Origin of the sequence: Bradyrhizobium cosmicum (assembly GCF_032290525.1) — a bacterium.
GTDB classification, from domain to species: Bacteria; Pseudomonadota; Alphaproteobacteria; order Rhizobiales; family Xanthobacteraceae; genus Bradyrhizobium; species Bradyrhizobium cosmicum_A.
The window spans coordinates 676,752-698,997 of sequence record NZ_JASXTA010000001.1 but is presented as its reverse complement, the minus strand read 5'-3'; the positions used below and the strand labels follow the sequence as shown (position 1 = coordinate 698,997).

At 58.1% G+C, this 22,246-nt stretch carries 14 protein-coding genes and 2 pseudogenes; 5 read left to right on the top strand and 11 right to left on the bottom strand.

Features of this window, described 5'->3' with window-relative positions; all coding sequences use genetic code 11:
• The first annotated feature begins 301 nt into the window (after nucleotides 1-301).
• Both QSV46_RS03330 and QSV46_RS03325 read left to right on the top strand, forming a co-directional pair.
• Entirely contained in the window at nucleotides 302-2,443 is a 2,142-nt protein-coding gene (locus QSV46_RS03330) for a type I secretion system permease/ATPase (protein WP_314946301.1), read from the top strand.
• 97 nt (nucleotides 2,444-2,540) lie between these two features.
• A complete protein-coding gene (locus QSV46_RS03325) occupies nucleotides 2,541-4,550 on the top strand; it encodes an HlyD family type I secretion periplasmic adaptor subunit (RefSeq protein ID WP_314946299.1) in 2,010 nt (669 codons plus the stop codon).
• A 72-nt stretch (nucleotides 4,551-4,622) separates the two neighbouring features.
• Here QSV46_RS03325 and QSV46_RS41355 read toward each other — a convergent pair whose 3' ends face one another.
• From QSV46_RS41355 to QSV46_RS03310, 4 genes are all read right to left on the bottom strand, one after another.
• Nucleotides 4,623-4,943 carry a VanZ family protein gene (locus tag QSV46_RS41355; RefSeq protein WP_409997134.1) on the bottom strand — a complete coding sequence of 107 codons (321 nt, stop codon included), beginning with the start codon at nucleotides 4,941-4,943 and terminating at the stop codon, nucleotides 4,623-4,625.
• 224 nt (nucleotides 4,944-5,167) lie between these two features.
• On the bottom strand, nucleotides 5,168-6,529 hold the full coding sequence (locus QSV46_RS03320; RefSeq protein ID WP_314946297.1) for a DUF4910 domain-containing protein: 1,362 nt from the start codon (nucleotides 6,527-6,529) through the stop codon (nucleotides 5,168-5,170).
• A 30-nt stretch (nucleotides 6,530-6,559) separates the two neighbouring features.
• Nucleotides 6,560-7,813 carry a class I SAM-dependent methyltransferase gene (locus QSV46_RS03315; protein WP_314946488.1) on the bottom strand — a complete coding sequence of 418 codons (1,254 nt, stop codon included), beginning with the start codon at nucleotides 7,811-7,813 and terminating at the stop codon, nucleotides 6,560-6,562.
• 195 nt (nucleotides 7,814-8,008) lie between these two features.
• Entirely contained in the window at nucleotides 8,009-8,590 is a 582-nt protein-coding gene (locus tag QSV46_RS03310) for a dTDP-4-dehydrorhamnose 3,5-epimerase family protein (protein ID WP_314946295.1), read from the bottom strand.
• Nucleotides 8,591-9,134: 544 nt separating this feature from the next.
• Between QSV46_RS03310 and QSV46_RS03305 the strand changes: the two genes are divergently transcribed.
• Entirely contained in the window at nucleotides 9,135-10,553 is a 1,419-nt protein-coding gene (locus QSV46_RS03305; protein WP_314946486.1) for a glutamate-1-semialdehyde 2,1-aminomutase, read from the top strand.
• Nucleotides 10,554-10,728: 175 nt separating this feature from the next.
• Here the strand turns inward: QSV46_RS03305 and QSV46_RS03300 are convergent, their stop codons facing one another.
• The 5 genes and pseudogenes from QSV46_RS03300 to rfbF all read right to left on the bottom strand — a co-directional run bounded on the left by QSV46_RS03300 (nucleotide 10,729) and on the right by rfbF (nucleotide 14,971).
• Complete coding sequence (locus QSV46_RS03300; RefSeq protein WP_314946485.1) at nucleotides 10,729-11,010, bottom strand: helix-turn-helix domain-containing protein; 282 nt, start codon at nucleotides 11,008-11,010, stop codon at nucleotides 10,729-10,731.
• Nucleotides 11,011-11,097: 87 nt separating this feature from the next.
• Nucleotides 11,098-11,400 (bottom strand): annotated as a pseudogene (locus QSV46_RS03295) (cyclic nucleotide-binding domain-containing protein); the annotation flags it as partial.
• Nucleotides 11,401-11,998: 598 nt separating this feature from the next.
• Nucleotides 11,999-12,769 carry a response regulator transcription factor gene (locus QSV46_RS03290; RefSeq protein WP_314946292.1) on the bottom strand — a complete coding sequence of 257 codons (771 nt, stop codon included), beginning with the start codon at nucleotides 12,767-12,769 and terminating at the stop codon, nucleotides 11,999-12,001.
• Between the two features lie 270 nt (nucleotides 12,770-13,039).
• Complete coding sequence (locus QSV46_RS03285) at nucleotides 13,040-14,113, bottom strand: SDR family oxidoreductase (RefSeq protein WP_314946289.1); 1,074 nt, start codon at nucleotides 14,111-14,113, stop codon at nucleotides 13,040-13,042.
• A 12-nt stretch (nucleotides 14,114-14,125) separates the two neighbouring features.
• Nucleotides 14,126-14,971: a glucose-1-phosphate cytidylyltransferase gene (gene rfbF / locus QSV46_RS03280; protein WP_314946287.1), complete on the bottom strand. Its 846-nt coding sequence runs from the start codon at nucleotides 14,969-14,971 to the stop codon at nucleotides 14,126-14,128.
• A gap of 365 nt (nucleotides 14,972-15,336) precedes the next feature.
• Here rfbF and QSV46_RS03275 point away from each other — a divergent pair, with 365 nt between their 5' ends.
• Nucleotides 15,337-16,527 (top strand): acyltransferase, encoded by a 1,191-nt coding sequence (locus QSV46_RS03275; RefSeq protein WP_314946285.1) that lies wholly within the window; start codon nucleotides 15,337-15,339, stop codon nucleotides 16,525-16,527.
• Nucleotides 16,528-16,598: 71 nt separating this feature from the next.
• On the opposite strand, the gene QSV46_RS03270 is transcribed toward QSV46_RS03275, so the two are convergent.
• Nucleotides 16,599-17,456: an aldo/keto reductase gene (locus tag QSV46_RS03270; protein WP_314946483.1), complete on the bottom strand. Its 858-nt coding sequence runs from the start codon at nucleotides 17,454-17,456 to the stop codon at nucleotides 16,599-16,601.
• A 294-nt stretch (nucleotides 17,457-17,750) separates the two neighbouring features.
• Nucleotides 17,751-18,785 (bottom strand): annotated as a pseudogene (locus QSV46_RS03265) (acyltransferase family protein); the annotation flags it as partial.
• A gap of 853 nt (nucleotides 18,786-19,638) precedes the next feature.
• On the opposite strand from QSV46_RS03265, the gene QSV46_RS03260 reads away from it, so the two are divergent.
• Nucleotides 19,639-21,846, top strand: coding sequence for an Ig-like domain-containing protein (locus tag QSV46_RS03260; RefSeq protein ID WP_314946283.1), 2,208 nt, complete (start codon nucleotides 19,639-19,641; stop codon nucleotides 21,844-21,846).
• Nucleotides 21,847-22,246 lie beyond the last annotated feature (400 nt).

Below are 22,246 nucleotides of genomic sequence, written 5' to 3'. Positions count from 1 at the left end.
CACCAATTCCAGCTGCCTGGCGTTCGGCCAGGCGGTGCGCGGATGTTCTCGTTACAATTCCAACCATCCGAGGGATGATATGCGACCGCCTCCCCCCGATATTGACAGCCGTCAACTCGCTTTCGGGGCAGCTCCTAAAATGGGTTGATGGCCTGCTGCCTCGCCGGAATTCTTCCCTGAATCGGCCGATACCGGGTTGCGTCCTGAGCCACGCGCAGCATCGGGCGGCATACCATCATGGTCGATATTCGCTGCCACAGGCATTACCCGGCCAAACTGCGTGATGCGGCGCGGAGTGCCAATGCACGAGCAACTTGAGCCGACTGGCGCAATCCCCGATCAAGGATTGATCGCGTTGGTCATGATGCTCCGATTTAACGGGGTCGCAGTTGATCCTGAACGGATCCGTCATCAGTTCGGAGGAGTTGTCAGGATCGCCGAGATGCTCCGCTGCGCCAAAGATCTGGGGCTAAGGGCACGCGTCGTCAGGACGAATTGGTCTAGGCTTTCCAGTCTACCCATGCCGGCACTCGCCATCCTGCGCGAGGAGAAATTCTTGATCTTCGGAAAGGCCAGTGAGGACAAGGTCATCGCTCTCGAGCCTGGTCGCCCTCAGCCGGTCATAATGTCGCGAATGGAGATCGAGGCCGCCTGGGACGGATCGGTGATCCTGATGACGCGACGCGCGTCTCTCTCCGATCTCGCCCGCCGCTTCGACATCACCTGGTTTCTCGGCGCGATTCACAAGTACCGGCGGCTTCTGACCGAAGTTCTGGCTGCATCATTCTGCCTGCAGCTTTTTGCGCTTGTATCGCCCCTCATTTTTCAGGTCGTGATCGACAAGGTCCTGGTTCACCAGAGCATGCGCACTCTGGACGTTCTCGCTATTGGCCTTGTCGCAATCGCGTTGTTTGAAACCATACTTGGCATCCTTCGCACCTATCTGTTTTCCCACACCACAAATCGGATCGACGTGGAACTGGGCGCCCGGCTGTTTCGTCACCTACTGGCTCTGCCAATTGGCTATTTTCAGGCACGGCGCGTTGGCGACTCCGTTGCGAGGGTGCGGGAACTGGAAAATATCCGCAATTTCCTGACCAGTTCGGCCTTGACGCTGATCATCGATTTGTTCTTTGCGATCATCTTCATCGCGATGCTGTTCTTCTACTCACCGGCGCTGACATGGATCGTTCTCTTCTCGCTTCCAATCTATGTCGGAATTTCCGCCGCCGCCACGCCGCTGTTTCAGCGACGGCTTGATGAGAAGTTTCATCGTGGCGCAGAAAATCAGGCCTTCCTTGTGGAGAGTGTGACTGGAATAGAGACACTCAAGGCAATGGCGGTCGAGCCCCAGATGCAGCGCCGTTGGGAGCAGCAGCTCGCCGGATATGTCGCCGCTAGTTTTCGAGTCATCAGTCTTGCCAACGTAGCAAGTCAATTGGTTCAATTTGTCAGCAAACTGGTCAGCGCGGCTATCCTCTATTTCGGCGCAAGACTTGTCATAAGTGGCGATCTTACCGTTGGCGAACTTGTTGCTTTCAATTTGCTCGCCGGCCGCGTAAGCGCTCCAGTGCTTCGATTGGCTCAGACTTGGCAAGACTTTCATCAGGCCAGGCTTTCGATCGCACGCCTTGGCGATATTCTGAATACGGAGACCGAGCCGGTCTACAACCCCGGCAAGATGGCACTGGCTGCGATCCGAGGCCATATCACTTTCGAGCACGTGAGCTTTCGCTACCGCATTGACGGACCCGAGATCCTGCGGGATATGCACTTCCATGTTCCCGCGAGCCAGGTCATTGGAATAGTAGGCGCCTCGGGGTCGGGAAAGAGCACGTTGGCCAAGCTGGTGCAACGACTCTACATACCTGAGCGCGGCCGAGTACTGGTCGACGGCATCGACGTTGCGCAGGTGGACCCCGCCTGGTTGCGTCGCCAGATTGGCGTGGTTCTTCAGGACAACATGCTTTTCAACTGCTCGATCAGGGATAATATTGCGTTCGCCGATCCCGCGACATCGACCGAGCGCGTGATCGAGGCGGCCACAATGGCTGGTGCACATAACTTTATTCTGCAGCTACCGCAGGGCTATGACACCACCGTAGGGGAACGGGGGAATGGTCTGTCAGGTGGACAGCGTCAGCGCATTGCAATTGCGCGCGCACTTGTAACCGATCCTCGGATCCTGATTCTTGACGAGGCCACCAGCGCACTCGACTATGAGAGCGAGCACATTGTTCAACAAAATATGGCGAAGATCTCACAGGGCCGGACTGTACTGATCATTGCGCATCGATTGTCGGCCCTGCGAATGGCCGACCGCATCATCACGATAGAAGATGGCCGCCTGATCGAGGACGGCACCCATCAAGAACTGCTCAATCGCGGCGGGCGGTATTCCAAGCTCTATCGCCTGCAGACAGGTTTCCATGAGCTTCCATAGCACGTTTCTCTCTCACGACCGCGCAAGGAGACGATGCGGCCCGGCCTACCCGTCTCGCACTCCGTATTGGAATCGCTGAGGGCCGATGGAGCGGACTGTGACACAGGCTATCGAAGACCCCGGGCTTTTTGTCCTGGACGTCCTCCTACGCCTGCGCGGTATTGAGAGCAATCTCGATCACATTCGCCGACGGTCAGGCTACGCTCCGATCGGCGTTCCGGAAATGCTCGCTTATGCAAGAGAGGTCAACCTTTCTGCACGTTGTGCACTGACCGATTGGGATGAGCTGTCAAAGCATCCTCTGCCGGGAATTGTTCCGCTTCGCAGCCAAAGCTTCCTGTTGCTTGGAAAACTGCACGGCAACGAAGCGGTGGTCCTTGCTCCCGGCGCCGAAAGGCCGGCTATCATCTCCAGATCTGAACTCGAAGCTATCTGGGATGGGCGGCTGGTTTTGATTATCCGGCGCCGCGCCATCTCCGCTTGGGTCCTGCGCCTCTCTCAAAATTGCCTGGGCCCAGTGAAGGATTTGAAGGCGCGTTCATTGGCAATGACGTCTCGACTGACCGACCTGTTTTCCGGCCTTGCCGGCCGAGCGCCTTTAACCGCAGAGCGGCGGCCGTCGGGGCCGGCGCAGAGCGGCTCGGGGAATGCCGTCATTGTCTTTGCAGATCACGCCCGCAAGCTCGGTCGCGCGGTCGCAAGGCTCGGGCCCACCGACGAGGCGCGCCCGAGCCACGAGCTCGCTTTTCTGCCCGCAGCACTAGAGATAATCGAGACGCCTCCGTCTCCGGTGGGACGTGCCATCATCGTCAGCATTATGGCCGGGCTCGCTGTCGCATTGGCCTGGGCCTGCATTGGAACGGTCGACATTGTTGCCATCGCTCCGGGCAAGATCATTCCAAGCGGCCGGACCAAGACCATTCAACCCTTCGAAACCAGCGTTGTCCGCGCGATCTACGTCCGCGACGGGCAAGTTGTCGCAGCCGGCGGACGCCTGATCGATCTGGATGCTACTGTTTCCGCGGCCGAACTTAGCCACTTGAAGGGCGATCTGATGAGCGCACAGCTCGACGTCGCGCGTTTGAAGTCCTTGCTCTCAAACAAGACCGATCCCGCCTCAACATTCGAAGCCCCGCCCGGCGCGTCACCTGCGCTGGCCGAGATGCACCGTCGCTTTCTTATCAGCCAGACCACCGAGCAGAATGCGAAGCTCGCCACAATTGATCGTCAAATCGCGCAGAAAGAAGCAGAGCGAGCGACCTCCAAGGCGTCAATTGAGAAGCTGAAGGCAACCATTGGTCCACTTCAGCAGCGCGTTGAAATACGCGAGCAGCTGTATCAGAAAGAGCTGGGCTCGAAGCTGTTGTACTTGACTGAGCTCCAGGAACTGGTCGGCCAACGCCAGGAGATAGTTGTTCAGCAAAGCCGTTTCGGCGAAGCAGACGGCGCCATTGGCGTTCTCATGGAGACCCGAAACAAGGCAATCGCCGAGTATGAGCGTACTCTGTTCGAGGAACTCGCCAAAGCGGAACAGAAGGCTGCCGGGTTAACCCAGGACGTCATCAAGGCGGAGCGACACGCGGGTTTGCAGAGTCTGACAGCTCCCATCGAAGGTGTCGTGCAGCAACTCGCTGTCCATACAGTCGGCGGCGTCGTCACGCCGGCGCAACAGCTTATGCTGATTGTTCCAACCGACAGTAATCTCGAGGTCGAAGCCATGATATCGAACCAGGACATCGGCTTCATCGAAGCAGGCCAGGAAGCCGCCATCAAGATCGACACTTTCAATTTCACCCGCTACGGACTGCTGCATGGCACGATTGTCAGCATCTCCCAGGACGCCATTCCCCGCAACAAACCGCCAGAGAGCGGCAACACAAGGTCGTCGGGTGCGGAGACAACCAGCAGCGAACCGAAGGGCCAGGAGCTTGTGTACGCCGCGCGGGTATCGCTCGACCGCAACCACATGGACATCGACAACAGACGTGTCAGCCTTTCTCCAGGCATGGCTGCAACGGTTGAAGTCAAATCCGGCTCACGTAGCATCATCAGCTACGTCCTCTCACCGATCATGAGGTACAAGCAGGAGAGTCTACGCGAGAGATAGTCGGCCCGCCGCGGACGTTAGGCGTCACGACCGCCGCAACTCCTGTTCGATTCTGTCTCGCTAACTGGTTCGTTATGCCGATGTACCGGGTCGTTGGGACTTCAGGGTGTTCTTGATCCGATCGACCCGCGCCCACCAGACCTGCGTTCCCACCCGGCCGACGCCGACGCCGCAAACTCCCCCTGCCGCCTTTACGAATGCATCTAGTACTCGACCATTCCGGCCCGATGTCAGCAATTGCAAACTTTCAAGAGCAACGGCACTGGCGATCATCATGATAGCGATGAACAACGTGCGGCGCGGCGCGCCCAAGGCAAAGGCGATCCCCATGACGGCAAAGGCAGCGAAGTGCTCAAGTCCAGCGTCGGGCGGACCCGGGAGAAAGTGTTGCAAAGGCGATGAAAGCTAGCGCCACCCAGCCGGTCACTAACGACAGCCGTTGGATCATGACGTCGCGCCAACCCACATTCTCTTCAATCTGACGTTCTGCCCACCCGCTTGTCGACCGGCTGGCCGCGGCTGGCCGCGACCTGAAGATGGCAACCCATCATGCCACAGAGAGTTGCATTCGCGTTCTCTGGCCAGCCGCAGTCCGACACCGAGCCAGCTCCATCGCGCTACTTCGCCGGATCCGGGACAATCGATTTTATGAGCCCTGCTCCGCTCAGCGCTGCCGTTGCCTGTTTGATCGTTTCCCAAGGCAGTCGAGCCCGTTCGGCGATATCAAGAAGTGAGTTTTCTCCGTCGGACATGTTCAAAATCCATAGCAGACCCATCTGGTAGTCTCCGGCCGCAAGACCGCCCAGCCCGCTGTAGAGGCCGTAATTGCCAAGCTTTGGCTCGCAGAACGGCTTCTCGCTCCGGTAGCAAGCATTGTTCTCGATGATGTCGATGGTCGAAATTGCTTTCGAAAGCGTGTCACGCAGCGCAGCTGGACGAACAAGGTCCAAATTGTCGGCTGAGCTGTGGTACTCCGCGAACTTGCCGTAGGGTGTTCGCATCACGGTTCCGATCGGAAGATTGAAACCAGGCGAACAGTACTGCCGTTCGTCGTAGCCATAGGGAGAAAATTCCTCGATCTCGTACGGATCGCCACTCTGCTCGAGGACGTAGGACCAAGCCCTGTCGATCTCGGCGTTGCCGCGGCGGCTTTTTTTGTAAGTCACTGGTCCCCGATCCCCCGCACAGGTTACGACGAATCCATGCTTAACTCGCCCGACATGTGCCTCGTTCAGCGCCAACCACGTGATCGAGCCGATCGTGCCCGGGGCAAAAACGAAACGATAGGTATATCTATGGTCTATCTTCCGAAGGTACTGGGCAAGTGCCGTAGCAACCCCGATTCCCGACAAATTGTCATTGCACAGCGACGGATGACAAATATGGCAGGAGATCAACACCTCGTCTGAAGTACGGCCAAGCAACCTCAAATCGCCGTATGTCAAATGGCCCGGTTCGAGCCTAGAGTCGATACAGACCTCGTAGTCGTCCTCCGGCAACGCCAGCAGTAGATTGTGCGGCAAACAGAAGCCCCAGGTCGTCTGGTAATAGCTCGTGCGATAGGGCGTCCAATCAGGTCTTTCCGGATCCGAGTAAAGATGGGGCTTGAGCTCGTCGAGTGTCATTCGCGCCCGCACCGGCGTGCTGTAGCTGAGGAGATGCAGGTTCGACTTCTTAAAATCTACCACACGTTCGCCGGCGCTGTTCTTTATGTATGCGTCCCGAACGTTCCACTCCGGGGGCACAGTCCAATCGAACACCTGCAGACCTGAAGGTACCTCACAAGTAGTGAGCGGGATGTAGTTTCGGATCAAGTCAATCGTTCTTCGAACCCCGTCTCCCGTGATGCTACGGCAGATCGGGTACATGTCTGCGATAAAGTCGTAAATCGCCTGCCCGCTTTCATCAGCCGACAGATCGACCGCCATCTCGCTTTCCCTGAGGTTCGCAAGATCTACATGCCGCGCAATGTCGTCCATCCCTCACCTCGTTAGCGAACTCAACCCCGATCAATCTACGAGTCTGGGCTCCGGGATCGGCACCACGAATTGCGCTCCCCAGCTGCGGGCGAACGACAGCTGGTTGACGATCTCTCGTTTCAAGTTCCAGGGTAGGATGAGTATGTAATCCGGCTTTGTCACGCTGATCCGCTCAGGCTCGAAGATCGGAATATGGGTGCCCGGCAACAGACAGCCCTGCTTGTGTGGACTTCGATCAACCGTATATTCGATATGATCGGTGGTAATACCGCAATAGTTCAGAAGGGTGTTTCCCTTGGCCGGGGCGCCGTAGCCGACCACCCGCTTGCCCTGGCGCTTCGCCTCCTCGAGAAACGCGAGCAGCTTGCGTTTGGTTTGCATAGCGCGTTCTTCAAACGCGTCGTAGTGATCAAGATCGGCGTATCCGGCGCTGATCTCGCGCGTCCGGAGATCGTCGACCCGGCGCGAGATTGGATGCCATCCTTTGCTGTGCTGGGCATAGATCCGCAGCGATCCGCCGTGCGTAGGCAGTTCCTCCACGTCAAACAACGTCAGCCCATGCGCCGCAAAGATCTTCTCGACGGAGATGAAGGAAAAGTAGGAGAAGTGCTCGTGATAAATCGTGTCGATCTGACATTCGTCGAACAACCGCATCAAATGCGGGAATTCCATTGTAATGACGCCTTGATCCTCGAGGAGGATGCTCATGCCTTTGACGAAGTCGTTCAGGTTCGGCACGTGGGCGAGGACGTTGTTTCCAATCAACAGATTGGCGCGCAACCCCTCACGCCTCAGGGTGCGCGCGGCGCGTTCGCCAAAAAACTCCACGCGGGTCGGAATCCCCCTCGCGCGCGCCACAGCTGCGACGTTTTGAGCCGGCTCGATCCCTAGAACCGGAACGTCCTTCTCGACAAAGTATTGCAACAAGTATCCATCGTTGCTTGCAATTTCCACGACCTTGCTCTGAGGACCGATTCCGAACCTCTCCATAGCCCGCGCGACGTAGGACTTGGCGTGTTGCAGCCATGACTCGCTATAGGACGAAAAGTAGGCGTAGTCCCCGAAGATGTTCTCCGGCGCTTCCCATTCCTCCAGTTGAACAAGGAAGCATTCTCCGCAAACGTACGCGCGCAACGGAAAAAACCGCTCGTCCCGCTTGGCTTTTTCATCTCGCAGATAGGAATTGGCCAGCGGCGACAGTCCGAGATCGATGAACACACGTTCGAGGGGCGTATTGCAGAAGCGGCAGCAACTCGGCTCCGCTGCCCGTACAGATGGCGCCATGGCGTTATGGGGGCGAGTGACTTCTTCTTCCAACATTCTGTGGCTCCTGCCGAGCAAGCGACGATAGCTTCCAACACGCTAGCTGTCGTCGGCGTGGAGCTATTGACGGCCGTCAAGTCACGCTTGAGTTTCTGGAGCCGTCTCGGGATGCATATGGCGAGACTTCGTGTTGACGAGGTCGCGCCGCCGCCTGATCTAAGTGCCTGCCTGCACAGCGGACCTCATCCGCGCCTTCAATTCGGCACCGATCTCGCTGTACGGCTTCCATGCCCTGTCGCGTTCCGAGATCACGCGTACGTCTGTCGGCCAGGCGATTGCAAGCGCCGGATCATCATGCGACAGCCCGCCTTCGGCGCCAGGTACGTGGTAGTTGCTGATGAGGTAGATCAGCTCGGCGTCGTCAGTGAGCGTGATGAAGCCGTGTGCGAAGCGCTCGGGTATGTAGAGGCCGCGGCCGTTGTCCGCAGACAGGTTGACCGTGACAGAGCGCAAATAGGTCGGCGATTCCGGCCTTAAGTCGACGATCACGTCGGCCACCGCTCCCTTGGAGCATCGCACATACTTGGCCTCCGCTGCCGGCGGATATTGAAAATGCATCCCGCGCAACGTGCCGCGTTTCGCGTTGTAGCTGATACTCCCCTGCGCGACGACGGATTTGAGACCGTGCGCCAGAAACGTATCGGCGCAGAATATCCGGGCAAAGTACCCGCGGTTATCCTGGTGCCTGTCGACGTCCACCGTGTAGGCTCCGGTGAGGATCGTTTCTGAAAATATCATGCTGCAGGAGAGACCGTTAGGTTACCGATTTCTAAAGGAACGCGATTCGGCAAAGTTGAAAGGCAAGCCACAGCAGAGCGAGGTCCCATGCGACGACGCAAACCAGCGCCAAAGCGACACCGAGGAAAGGCCAGTCGATGCCTCGCCTCGCCGTTTTCGCGACGCTGGTTTCGGATACGTATCTTGCAGTTCTGAGTTGCTCAGCTTCAGACATGCTTGGCACCCAACCCTGAAACACAACGGCCTTCAACCTAGCTGACGCCGCATTCATCAATCTGACGAAGCTCAATAACGATGGGATGGGAGGCGATGACTTCAGTTGAGGAACGGCGCAGGAGCAGAGCCCGCTCTCCGCTTCCATCTGGTAGGAGAGAGCGACCAACTCGAAATGACTGCTGAAAATTTTGTCACGAATGGTGCCGAATTGAGAACTCTCAAGTCTGCGGCATTTTGGCCATATCGAATGGGTCGACAGGCAACGGGGATTGGCGAAAGAAAGCTTGTCCTTCGAAAATTGGGCGCGGTAGCGGGGTCGGTTATGAAGATGAGTTCTTCCTGCTGGTCAGGAACGGCGACGAGAGAAACTATCGGCAGGTTCACGGCGTCTGACGAACTACGACTTCGAGCCCGCGCAGCGATCCCTGGTGGAGCACACACCTACGCGAAGGGAGATGATCAATATCCGCTGCTGGCGCCAGGCTTCATCTTGAAGGGCTTCGGCTGCCACGTCTGGGATGCTGACGGCAACGAGTTCATCGAATACGGAATGGGGTTGCGCGCCGTGTCACTCGGCCATGGCTTTGCCGCTGTAGTCAGGGCCGCCACAGAGCAGCTGTCGCAAGGAACAAATTTTACGCGGCCATCGACGCTGGAGGTCGAGTGCGCGGAGCGTCTGATCGAGCTGGTCCCCGGCGCCGAAATGGCAAAGTTCACGAAGGACGGGTCGACGGCCACGACTGCCGCGATCCGCCTTGCCCGAGCCTACACCGGCCGGGATATGGTCGCCATGTGCTCCGACCACCCCTTCTTCTCCTACGATGATTGGGCGATCTGCACGACGGCGATGGACGCCGGCATCCCCCTCGATGTGACACGGCTGACGCTCGGATTCCGGTACAATGACCTGTCCTCGGCGGAAGCGCTTTTTGCTGAGTACCCGGGCCAGATCGCAGCGTTGATCCTCGAGGCCGAAAAGGAGGTGCCGCCTGCCGCCGGATATCTGACCGGGTTGCGCGAACTCTGTGATCGGAACGGCGCCCTCTTGATTTTCGACGAGATGATCACGGGCTTTCGGTGGCCGAAATGCTCCGCTCAGAGGTATCACGAGGTCGAGGCCGATCTATCGACGTTCGGCAAGGCGCTGGGCAACGGCATTGCGATCTCCGCGCTGGTTGGCAAGAGCGACATCATGAAGCTCGGCGGCCCCGATCATGATCGAGACCGTGTCTTCTTGCTGTCAACCACGCACGGTGCCGAAACCCACGCGTTGGCCGCGGCATTGGCCGTCATGGACACCTATCGCGACCGGCCTGTCATCGAGACGCTCCACCGCCAGGGAGACCGCCTGAAAGCCCGGGTCGAAGCTTCTGCGCGCCGTCGCGGACTAGCCAACCATTTCAAGCTCGCCGGCCGGACGTCCAACTTGATCTATACCTGCCTCGATGGCAACGGAGCGCCATCACAGATCTTTCGCGCGCTGTTTTTGCAGGAGACAATCCGCCGCGGCTTGCTAGCCCCGTCACTGGTCGTGAGCTATTCGCACTCTGATGAAGATATAGACCAGACCATCGAGGCCATCGATGGAGCACTCGACGTGTACCGGAAGGCGCTGGAAGACGGACCGGAAGCCCATCTGATCGGTCGACCGGTTCAACCCGTATTCCGTCGGCGAGCCATTCCAGCGCTGCAGCCGACATGCCAAATGTTAAGCGACGCGAAAGCAAATGAATCACTCAAGGCCTGACGCTCCGTAGGTCGGCAACATACTTCGGCAGACGGCGGGCCACTCCAACCGTTGGCCCGCCGTAAACAAGGGAAACAGTCACGGCCAAAGTGCGAAACGCTCAGCCCAGTCCGAACCTGCCGCCGCCGCGTGGAAGGAATCAGATGAACTTTCTCATTCGCAAATCGAAATCAAATCAATCGAAGGCCGGCCCGTTGGAGATTCTCGCCAAACCTTCCACATTGATGAACCTGATGGTCTTGCGGTTGGGCAGGTCAATTAGTTTTTTCGCTTTGAACTCTGCGAGCGTGCGGCAAACCGTTTCGAGCGATGTTCCGACGTGGTCGGCAAGATCGGCCCGGGGCAACTGAAGCCGGAGTGCTTCCGGGCGTTTGAGATCGGCAGGCAAGTGCGGCCGAATGCGCAACAACAGCCACGCGATGCGCGCCACGCAATTCTTTTGGCTCATGGTCAGCACCAACGAGAGCGTATCCGCCAAGACCTGGTGTGCACCACAGGGCTCATCGCTCCGACACACTCCAGAGACTTTCGATCGAACTACGCGACAATCTGTCACGGCCTCTGCGGTATACTGCTGGTTAGTTGAATGAGTTGGCATGACCACATCGCCGGGCCAATAGAAGGCGAGGATCTGGCGGTTTCCGTTCTCAAGTAGCCGGACCGCCCGAACGACGCCCTCAACAATTTCGATCTTGTGAGCCTCTTCCTCTCCCTCCCAGAATAGGGCCCGGCCACGGGGTATGAAGGATGTGGAGGGCCGTCGGAACTCAAGAGCGTCGTTACGAGTCGATCTGAAGATTGGCGTAGATAATTTTCCGTCGTCGAGCAAAGCCGATTCCGTAAGCATGTCTATCACCTCAACACCTAATCCGGCGCATTGAAGTGTAGGGCGTCTTGATCCGAAGGATATTCAGGCTAATGCGTTAGGTTTTTGCCGGTTCCGAATAAGCCGGTCGATCTAGTCCGTAAGGCGCGAAAACTATTCGCTGCTCACGCAGCACTCAATCGAGCGAAAAATTCGTGCAAACGATTGGCAAGATGCGCGTCGCTGTGGCAGTCGTGCCGATTTCCGCGCCTGCCTTCGTCGCACCGATTTGCGACAGCGGAGCAACAGACCCGAAGCATGCACAAGGCACGCTCCCGGTAACTCTTAATGGTCCGAGTTTCCAGAGGTGTCCCGGGATTATCCACTGGTGGAACTCCGAGTGCGATGCCGGCATATTGAAAATGCCCCAGGAAGGCGGAGAAGACGCAACCTGAAGACCCGCGCGGCGCAATTCAGCGGCGACGATACACTTGCCTTCCTAGAGGCTCTGGCTGCTTGCCGAGAGGTGGGGCGAACCAAGGCTCGTCGGCGAGCCGCGTCGACCGCTTCGTTCGCTAACTCCTGGATGCGGTCAGCGCGCCGGATCCCGCCCGGAGACGTGACAAGATGATGACGCCGCTCATTTGAAAAGGCGACGATCGCTCCACCGGTCTTCGAAAGAACGGCCGGTCCACCGGGTGCCGGAGATCTGATCGGAACCTGAGCTATTGCTCCTGTTGATCACAAACCTCTTGCTCTTCATTTTCGTGGCCAACCGGTCTCTGGGCCCGACCAGCTTCGCGGCCATAAACGCGGCCTCCGTGCGATTCCGAGCGCCAAGCGCGCGCAGAAGAGCCGCTGTGTGAATCTTGCTGGTCCCTTCCGCAATACTCAATTCGCGCGCAATCTCCTTGTTCGACATTCCTTGAGCCAGGAGCGGAAGAATTTCGTTTTGCCGGCGGGTCAATCGCAGGGCCTCTAGATCGAAGTTGACCGTCTGAGCAGTTGCTGGCCGGCGAACGTCATCATCAGCCAGCCACCGGGGTACATAGATGCGTCCCGACAACAAATCATCGATCGCGGACAGCAATTCCTCATCCGACTGCAGCTTGGGCACGAAACCGTGGAAGCCGGCCGAAAGACACCTCAGCACATCCTCACGCGTGGTCGACGTTGACATCACGGCAATACGCGTCGCGGGCCTTATGTCGAATACTTCAGCAAGAACACCGAGCGAGCGCGGGGTGAGGCAGCCGAGGTCGATCAAAATCAGATCGAAACTGGTCTCCAGATCGACGCCTTCGAGCCCCGACGTATCAACAACGCGAGAATTCTTGAACCGGGTCCCAATCACGTCCCGGAGGCCGCTACGATAAACACTGTGCGCATCGACTACTAATATAACAGACACTGCTCAATCCTCGAGCAACCCCGTACTCTTACCCGGAATGCTCATATCGTTGGCAGCTCGACTGACAAAAGTGCGAGCAAAAATCGCCCCGTCTAAGTATCGACTTGCATCCTAGCCGCTCTTGGCAACCGGACCGTGACCAAAATGCGGCACTGCAAAAACAATATAATAGCTTAAGTGAAAGTCAACAGATTGTAAGGCTCCGCTTTTTGCCGCGGCACGTGCGTCGACGGCCGACAGCTATCGCACCTGCGGCCCATCCACCGGCGCTCAGCCGCCGACCAATGATAACGCGTTCGCCCCCGGAACGAATTCGGGAATCGGCGTCCACCGCAAATGGGAATCCAACTGCTCCGTGTGTTGCAAGTGGCGAAGCTCGGAAAGGCGAGTAAAGGGCGCCGCGTTGAACATGGCTTCGTCCAACCGAATATGTTCGAACACGCTTCTCAATTGCCGCGCACCGCGCTGCGCATTCCATCCGCAGCGGAAGCTTGGCATGTGAGTTTTAATCTTTGCAAAAGATACACGATAGCTGCGGTTGTCTGGGCCGCTCGGACCGAATGATAGCTCGCAACCGGGAAAAGTCTCGTTCACGATCTCTGCAATCTCACGCACAGTATAGTTCTGGGTCTCGTCGCCAACATTGAATGCCTCAGCGCAGACTGCCTCGCGTGGCGCTTCGAGGGCACACAGGATTGCCTGGCAGATGTCCTCGATATGGACCAGAGGACGGCAAGGTGTGCCGTCGCTCATGACGCGTATCTTTCCCGCCGTGAACGCCCAACCGGCAAGATTGTTCAAGACCAGGTCGAAGCGCTGTCGGGGGGATGCTCCAAACGCTGTCGCGTTGCGCAGAAACACCGGCGTGAAGCGGGAATCTGTCAACGCGACGAGATCACGTTCAACCAGTACCTTGCATCGCGCGTAGGCCGTTTGAGGATCGCAGGTTGACGTCTCGGATTTCAGATCGCCCCCTGCCGCACCATAGATACTGCACGACGATGCATAGACGAATCGTTCGATGCCCGCTTCCTTGCATTTGAGCGCAAACTCCGCCGATCCACGGTGGTTGATCTCCATCGTTATCGCGGGATCGTTCTCCCCGAGCGGATCATTGGACAGTTCCGCCAGGTGAACCACAGCGTCGAAGTCTACCAAGTCGGACCGCGACAATTGCCGCGTATCACGGGACATCACCATCGGCCGTGTCCTGCCGTCATCGAATAGCCAGCCACGACGGTAGAGACCCGTGTCAATACCGGTCGCGTGGTGACCGCGTTCAAGCAATTTTGGTCCAAGCACCGCGCCGATATATCCGTCGGCTCCCGTGAAGAGAATGCGCATGTGATCATCTCCTCAGAGCGTGGCTTGATGGGGAATGGCCGGCTTCGGCGTCGTCGTGTTCGCATTCACCGCGACGCTACTCCTGCCCCACACGCGCCAGGGTGGATTGCCCGCATCCCATAACTCTTGCAGCATAGTCTTGTCGCGCAAGGTGTCCATGTTCTGCCAGTAGCCACGATGCCTATAGACCGCGAGCTGGTCCTGTTCGATCAACCGCGTCAGCGGTTCACTCTCCCAGCTTGTGCTATCACTGTCGACAAGATCGAGAGCCTGCGGCTCCACGACGAAGAAGCCTCCGTTGATGACCTGACCGTCTCCCACGTCCTTTTCGCGGAACTGCGCAGCGCGCGGGCGGTCCGAGGAGAGATTGATAGCGCCGAAGCGGCCAGGCAGCTGTACCGCAGTGACCGTCGCCAGCGCGCCTTGCTGATGATGAAACTTGATCAATTCGCGTATGTTGACGTCGCTGACACCATCGCCATACGTCATGCAAAACGTCGAATCCCCGAGATAATCGCGCACTCGCTTAAGCCGGCCGCCGGTCATCGTCTTCTCGCCGGTATCGACCAGGGTCACCTTCCAGGGTTCGCAGCCGTTTCGATGCATTTCAATGCGATTGGCCTGGAGGTCGAGCGTGAAATCTCCCTGATGAGACAGGTAGCTCATGAAATAGTCTTTGATGACCGTGCCCTTGTAACCACAGCAGATGACGAATTCATTCAGGCCGTGATGAGAATAGTGCTTCATGATGTGCCACAGGATCGGGCGACCACCGATCTCAACCAATGGCTTTGGAACCACCGAGGTATGCTCGCTCAATCGCGTACCATAGCCGCCGGCGAGAATGACAACCTTCATCGGGATCTCCTGTCTCAGGAACACCGCCCTACTCATCCCGACGAACAATCGCGGATGGGGCGACGAGATCGACCCTAGGTCGCAGTCGCAAGACCAAGTTGATAACCGTCAACTCGACTAAGTCGCATTGAACTGAGTGACAGAGCGCAGCCCTTGGTCGTCTGCACGATTAGGGACCAACTTCCATTTCGTTGCCGATCGCGTACCAACGCTTGAGACGTTTGCCCGCAGCACGCGCTGCGAATAAGCCTGCCGCGACGTCACAACGCTCACGTCGACGATTTGACGCTTGTCAACTTCCCGATCCCAACCGCTCATAATCAAGGATCAGAGCGACCTCGCATTACACTCGGCAGGACCGAGCGATGGCATCGATTGAAGACAAATGGGAAGCGACGAAGGGGAGGCCCGCGGGCTTCGACGTCCTACGCATCACATTGGCGATCGCAGTAATCCTCTGGCATACGGTCGCAGTTTGCTACGGTCTGGCCGCCGAGCAGTGGTTCTATGGCGGTCCCCTCAAACCACTTGTCTGGCTTGTCATTCCGGCCTTCTTTGCGCTGAGCGGCTTCCTCGTCGCAGGAAGCCTCGAGCGCAACAATCTTCCGTCATTCGTCGTATTGCGGCTTATCAGAATCTTTCCAGCTCTGACCGCCGAAGTCATGATCTCAGCGATGTTGATCGGTTCATTCTTTACGACTCTCCCACTGTCACAGTATTTCACCGATCCGGACTTCTTCCGCTACTTCCTTAATACGATCGGCGATATTCACTTCTACCTGCCGGGCGTTTTTTCTGACTTGCCCGTACCGAACATGGTGAACAGCCAGCTCTGGACCATCCCACACGAGCTCGAATGCTATCTGGCGATCAGTGCGGCGGCGTTGATCGGCCTAACCAAGCGCCACCGGCTCTTCCTCTTCGCCGTGCTGTTCATCATTATCGCATTGGCGCTGCGCGACCTGCTTGGCGGCAAGCCGGGTTCGCCAGCCGCGCCCCCAGGCCGAATGCTGGTCCTCGCTTTTCTGTGCGGGGTCGCGCTATTCCTGAACCGAAGCAGGATCGCGTATTCCCCCTGGCTCTTTCTGGCCAGCGCCGCCGGTTTCGTTGTTTCCGTGCTCGCCTCGACCCGAGCCGGCGAGGATCTCGCCGCTATCTTCATTGCCTACCTCACGGTCTATCTCGGACTGCTCAATTTCAGCACCGGACCGATTGTCAAGGTCGCCGACTATTCGTACGGCGTGTATCTCTATGGATTTCCGGTGCAGCAGACAGTGGCTCAGCTGTGGCCCGATCACCGCGTGTGGTACGTCAATTTCGGGCTCAGCCTCGCCGCGACGCTCGTCTTCGCTATAGCATCGTGGCATCTGCTTGAATCCAAGGTGATGGCGAGGAAGAAGATCATTCTCGCGTTCGTATCGACGCGCGCAGACCGTGCACGAAATCACCTTGTACTCGCTTGGGGCTTTCTGGTTCGTCGCTCCGCGGAACCCGCACACGCGACGTCTCCCAAGCAAACGGTCCACACGAGCTGGGATGATAATTTGAACCGGTAGAGTGGACGTTTGTTCAGCGTTCATCAGCTGCGCAAGACTGACTTCGCATCCACCGCGCGGACGCGCGCCAATCAGGTCGTCAAGAAGCGTCGGGTCAACCGGTGCAGGATGCGCATTTGCCCATAGGCTGCTGGATTGGGGCCGATCCGTCCGTCGGGCCGGTCCAGCCCCGCAATTACGGCATGGTCATTGCTGGTCAACTCAAAGCCGAATAGTTCGATGTTTTCAGCCATGCGGGCCGCGTTTGCCGATTTCGGAATCGCGATAGAGCCGGTCTCGAGGTGCCAGCGAAGAATGACCTGCGCGACGGTACGGCTGCTGCGGTCGGCGATGGCCTGGATCCTCGGATCGTCAAGAGCCCTGCCCTGGCCGAGCGGGCTCCAGGCCTGGGTCACGATGCCGTAGCGTTCATGGATATTTCGCAGCATTTGTTGCTGAAACGCGGGATGCAATTCGATCTGATTCACCGCCGGTGTAACGCCGGTCTCATGGATGATGCGCTCCAAATGGTCGGCCGTGAAGTTGGACACCCCGATCGACCGAACACGTCCCTGCTTCTGCAGTTCAATGAGCGCACGCCAGGTTTCGACGTAGGCCGCGCGTTGAGGACATGGCCAATGAATCAAATACAGATCGATCACGTCGAGTTGCAACCTCGCAGCGCTGGCGTCGAAAGCGCGCATTGTCCGATCGTATCCCTGATCTTCGTTACGGAGCTTCGTCGTGACATACAACTGGCTTCTCGGCAGATTCATCCGCCTCAAGGCCACGCCGACACTGGCTTCGTTTCCGTAGTTCGCCGCAGTGTCGATCAAGCGATAGCCGGCATTCATCGCAGTGGCGATGACCTCAGGTGCGCGCGCATCGTCGATCTGCCAGACACCGAATCCGAGTTGAGGCAGTGCATGGCCGTCATTCAGCAGCACCATCGGAACCTTCGCCGCGGGCGCCCCATATCGCGATTGCGGGGAGGCGATCTGCTCCCGCGAAGCGTCGGTGCCGGACGATTGCAGGGGCGGCTTTGCCACCGCACTAGGTATCATCGTCGCACGATCTGCTGCGAGCGCGCTCGGCGAACTAACGGTGTCAGTGATCGCTGTCGGACGGAATATACGACCACGGCCCGCGATGCCGTGAAGCATAATGCCCTTTAACCAATCTCGGATCGCAGGCGTGCGACTTTCGAACATGAAATAGACGATGCCTGCGGCAAGCAGGCAAGTCAGGATGAAGCTCGCGTCAAGCCCGACTGATGCGAGAGTGAAATCCTGGCGACTACTTGCAACCGTGACGTTCAGCAGCAAGAGGACCGGGTAGTGAATCGCGTACAACGAAAAGCTGAATTTTGCGAGTTCTCTGCCGCGTCGCAGCAATGAGGGTAGTGGTATCTTTAGATAGCCGAGGCCGATAATGAATGCGGCTGCGCCCAACCCCACAGCCAGGCTGAATGCGGCCCATTGCGGGAAAAGGCCTTTGGATGTGAGAAGGTACAAGCCACCCATACTCGCGAGGAAGCCGCAACACCACGCCCAGATCGGTGCAGTCACGGCATAGGCAAGCACACCGAGGCACCAAATGGAGAAGAAGAAGATGAATTTAAGGCCAATATGCGTGCCATGGCTGTCGACGCGCTCCGCCACCAAGAACAATCCGAAAACCGCGATGATGAGTAGACCGTAGGCCGGTGTCCTGCGGACCGAAATCAGCGCAAAAAACAGCACGTAATACCAAAACTCGTTCGACAAGCTCCACAGGGCCGCGTTTCCGGCGAATTCCGAACAAGCTATCGTCTGGAGAAACAAGCCATTGCAGATTGCGGTCGCGACACCGACAGGCGCGTGGAAGATTGCCGCACTGTTGTAGACGTCTTGATGAGAGGAAACGTAGTTCTGCCAGCCCGCGGATTGCTGCGCTGAAAGATAGACGCAGAAGGAGATGGTCAGCGCAGGCAGAAGTACGACATAGAGCCGTGCCAAGCGCGCGGAGAAATAGTCGACTACATGCAATCGTCCGCGCAGACTTCTGACTAGCGCAGGCCCACCCACCAGGTAGCCGCTTAAGACAAAGAACACCAGGACGGCAGCGGGGCCATGTGCGCTCAGGGTCCAGAGAACGGAATAGACCAATCTGATCGCCGGGTCATGGCTCTCACTCGGCAGCTTCTCCATGAACATCAACTGATAGGAATGGAATGCCGCGACCTCGACGGCAGCAAGTCCGCGGGCGAGGTCGAGCCAGTCCGACAGAACAGGAGACACTCCGGTCTCCGCGCGAAAACCGATCACGTCATGCCTTCCGTCTCGAGCAACCCGGAAAATCAGGGAAGCGATGCAAGCTTTCCGAGTGCTTAGCCGCGATTTTCCGGGGTCGAATTGACGCTTCTCAATAATGCGCGGCGCGGAACGATCAGCGACTGGCCTCTGCCTAGTTGCCGAGCAATGCGCGAATCGAGTCAACGCGATGCCCAGGACGCCCGAGTTCAAGAAGTCGTGCACGCGCCCAACTGACGCGAGACAATTCGACGCAAGTCCGCTGAAGGCGCGTTTACTGCACAACGGGTGAAGGCGAAAAACATCTTATAACTCTTTACTGTAGCACGATGAGCGCTCAAGCGCCTTGCGCTCGTCGAAGAGACAAACACCACCCTCATCGTCTCTCTTTGATCGAAGAACGCCGCACTAACACCCCCATTCGGGATCAGCTCAATCACATTGGCGACAAATTCTGTTGCGAGCCTCAAAATTGAAAATGGGGTCGGCTTGCATTGCGTCGAGCGCCCAATTTGGCGGCCGGTGCATAAAATTCGTGCAAGTCTCAGGTGGGCTGCAACGAGTTCGATAGGCGCGTCGATTGAACTTTGCTGTGGCTTGGTTCATCTTTTGAGGAAGGACTCAATGTGATTCGGCAAGGCCGATTTCAGTGACGCTTGAAAGTTGGGCCGTACGGGCGTGCGGCCGTTCCTTGTGACTATCGCGTCTCAGCAGAAATTGCGTTCGGATAGCGTGAGCGGCGCGAGGCGACTATGCTTGAGGGCCGCAGGCGGTGCTCGCCCGGTCAACGCCGATTACTGCTCTCATAATACCGACACCTCCAAACGACCGGGACATTGAAATGGCGATTTCGTTATCGGAGCTGATCAAACAGAACACGCTTGGGCAGAGCGAGGGGTTTCCGGCCGGCGTGCCGCACAGCTACAGCTGGTACAAGGGCTGGAATCCTGGTGGTCAGCTGACCCCGCCTCCGGGCTTTTCCGCCGTCGAGGGCTGGGGGCAAGTTTATACCGAGGAAGGAGCCGCTGCCTCCGCGAACGCAAAGGTCGAAGTCGCCAACGCCAAAACCTATGTGCATATCAAGGAAACCGGCCAATGGGTGCTGGTGCAGGACCAGTCAAGGCTTGGCCTGGGAGGGGGGCATTTCGTCGCCGATTTCGCCGGCAACTCAGCCTATCCGATGCAGGTGACTCGCCTGCCAAGTGGTGCCGCGAGCTTTGATGCCCCTGTGGCCGGCTACAATGATCATTTCTGGTATGGATCGCGAGGGACATACGCGGCTGGAACGGTCGACGGCGTCTATGTCCAAATGGATATGAGGACGACCGATCCGAACGCGAAACTGGTGGCCATGGTGGGCGTCGATTGGTGGCGAAATGCGACGGCTCCGTTTCTTTCCGACCACAGCAACAATCCGGGCATCGGCGGCAGTAACTGGGTTGACCTCTCGACCCAATGGCGGACGGTTGGCTACTATTCCATGAGCACTGCGGCATTCCAGGCAGACTTGCCTCCGCCGCTGCTCGGATCTTCACAAACGCCTCCGGTCGTGCCGCCGGACACGCTGGCACCGGCAGCACCCAAGATCGCGGCGTTTACGCCCGACACCGGTATAGTCGGAGACAAGACCACGGACGCCAAGCAATTGACGCTGAGTGGTACGGCGGAAGCCGGCAGCACTGTAAAGGTGTTTGAAGGGACGACCGTCATTGGCACGACGAAAGCCAATGCGAGCGGCGCCTGGAGCCTCACCACGGCGCAATTGCCAAACGGGACTCACGCGTTCGTCGCGAACGCCACGGACGCTGCGGGCAACATCAGTTCGAAATCCGCTGCCCTGAATGTGATAGTGAGTGCGACTCCTCCCGTCACCCCGCCGCCGGCAGCTGGCCAGAACCTGCTGGTCAATGGATCGTTCGAGGCAACGACCTTGGCACCCTTCGCCGGCGGCCGTTGGGGAGCCTACCAGTCCATTTCCGGCTGGACCGCGATCGCCGGTGGCACGATCGAGCTCTGGAACAATCTCGACAGGGTCAAGGCCAGCGACGGAGGCAATTTCGGCGAACTCGACTACGCCGGCGCTCGAGATGGCTTCTACCAGGACGTCAAGACCGTTGCCGGGCAGGCCTACAACTTGTCCTTCGACGCGCGCTCACGACTTGGCTTCACTGGTTCGACCTGCTCGATCGAGGTGCTGTGGAATGGCACACTCATTGCCACTGTCCCTCCCGGCACCGACTGGCAAACCTACGATTTCAAGGTGGTGGGGACCGGAGCCAAGGATCGCCTCACTTTCCGTGAGGTGGCGGGCCAAGGCAGTGACGGACTCGGTGCGCTGTATGACAATATTGAACTAACCGCCGCCACGTCCCAGCCAGTCACGTCATCGCCGGCAGCGGGTACGAATCTCCTTGTGAACGGATCCTTCGAGTCGTCATCACTTGCGCCGTTGCAGGACGGTCGGTGGGGAGCCTTCAATTCCACTCAGGGCTGGCACGCCATCAGTGGCGGCACCATCGAGCTCTGGAACAATCTCAACGGCGTGAAGGCCAGCAACGGAGGCAATTACGGCGAGTTGGACTTTGCCGGAGCTCTTGATGGCTTGTATCAGGATGTAAAGACCGTCGCCGGACAAGAGTACGCTCTTTCCTTCGACGCGCGCTCTCGGCCGGGGTTCACAAGCTCTACCTGCTCAATTGCGGTGTTGTGGAACGGCTCGGTCATTGACGTGGTTCCGCCCGGTAGCACCTGGCAAAGCTATGATTTCACGGTGACCGGCACCGGCGGACAGGACCGCCTGACATTCCGCGAGCTGGCAGGCCAGTCTGGTGACGGACTAGGTGCGCTCTACGACAATGTCTCGTTGGTTGCCAAGCCGCCGAGCGCCGCTTCGTCGTCCCTGCTGAGTGATGCAAGTCATGCAATGGCGCTGATGAATCAATATGCGGCGACTGCCGTCATCGGCTCCGGCGCCGAGACCAGCAGGGTCTTAACCAGTGAAGCCAATGCTTCTGCCACGCAGACACTTTCTCTTCCCTGGCAGCACTAATTCGCTGGCGATTGAGCGAAAGCAGCCCGAAGGGTATCGCGCAACGGCACCCCGTTTTTTGTGACGTCGCCCACGTGGACTTGTAGCCCACGCGAGGCAAATCCCGATCGAGTACGCGAACGCAGGCCGGGGCAACGCGGAATGAGCACGCCTGAGGTACGCCGCCGCTCGAGAGCAACGAGGCGGAATTGATGGCCGTCAACTCGGGTCAGCCCACTCTGCACTAATTGACACTGGGCGTGCCCTGAATGATGCCGTTCGCCGTCCATGCGCGCTATGTATGATCGAGTGTGGGAGACGGACGTGCACGCCACCAGGTTCACTTCCGATCAGAAACCGGCGCATATTTGGTCGGACACATGGCACCCGCGCGCATTGCTGATGCGTCACGTTCGACAAA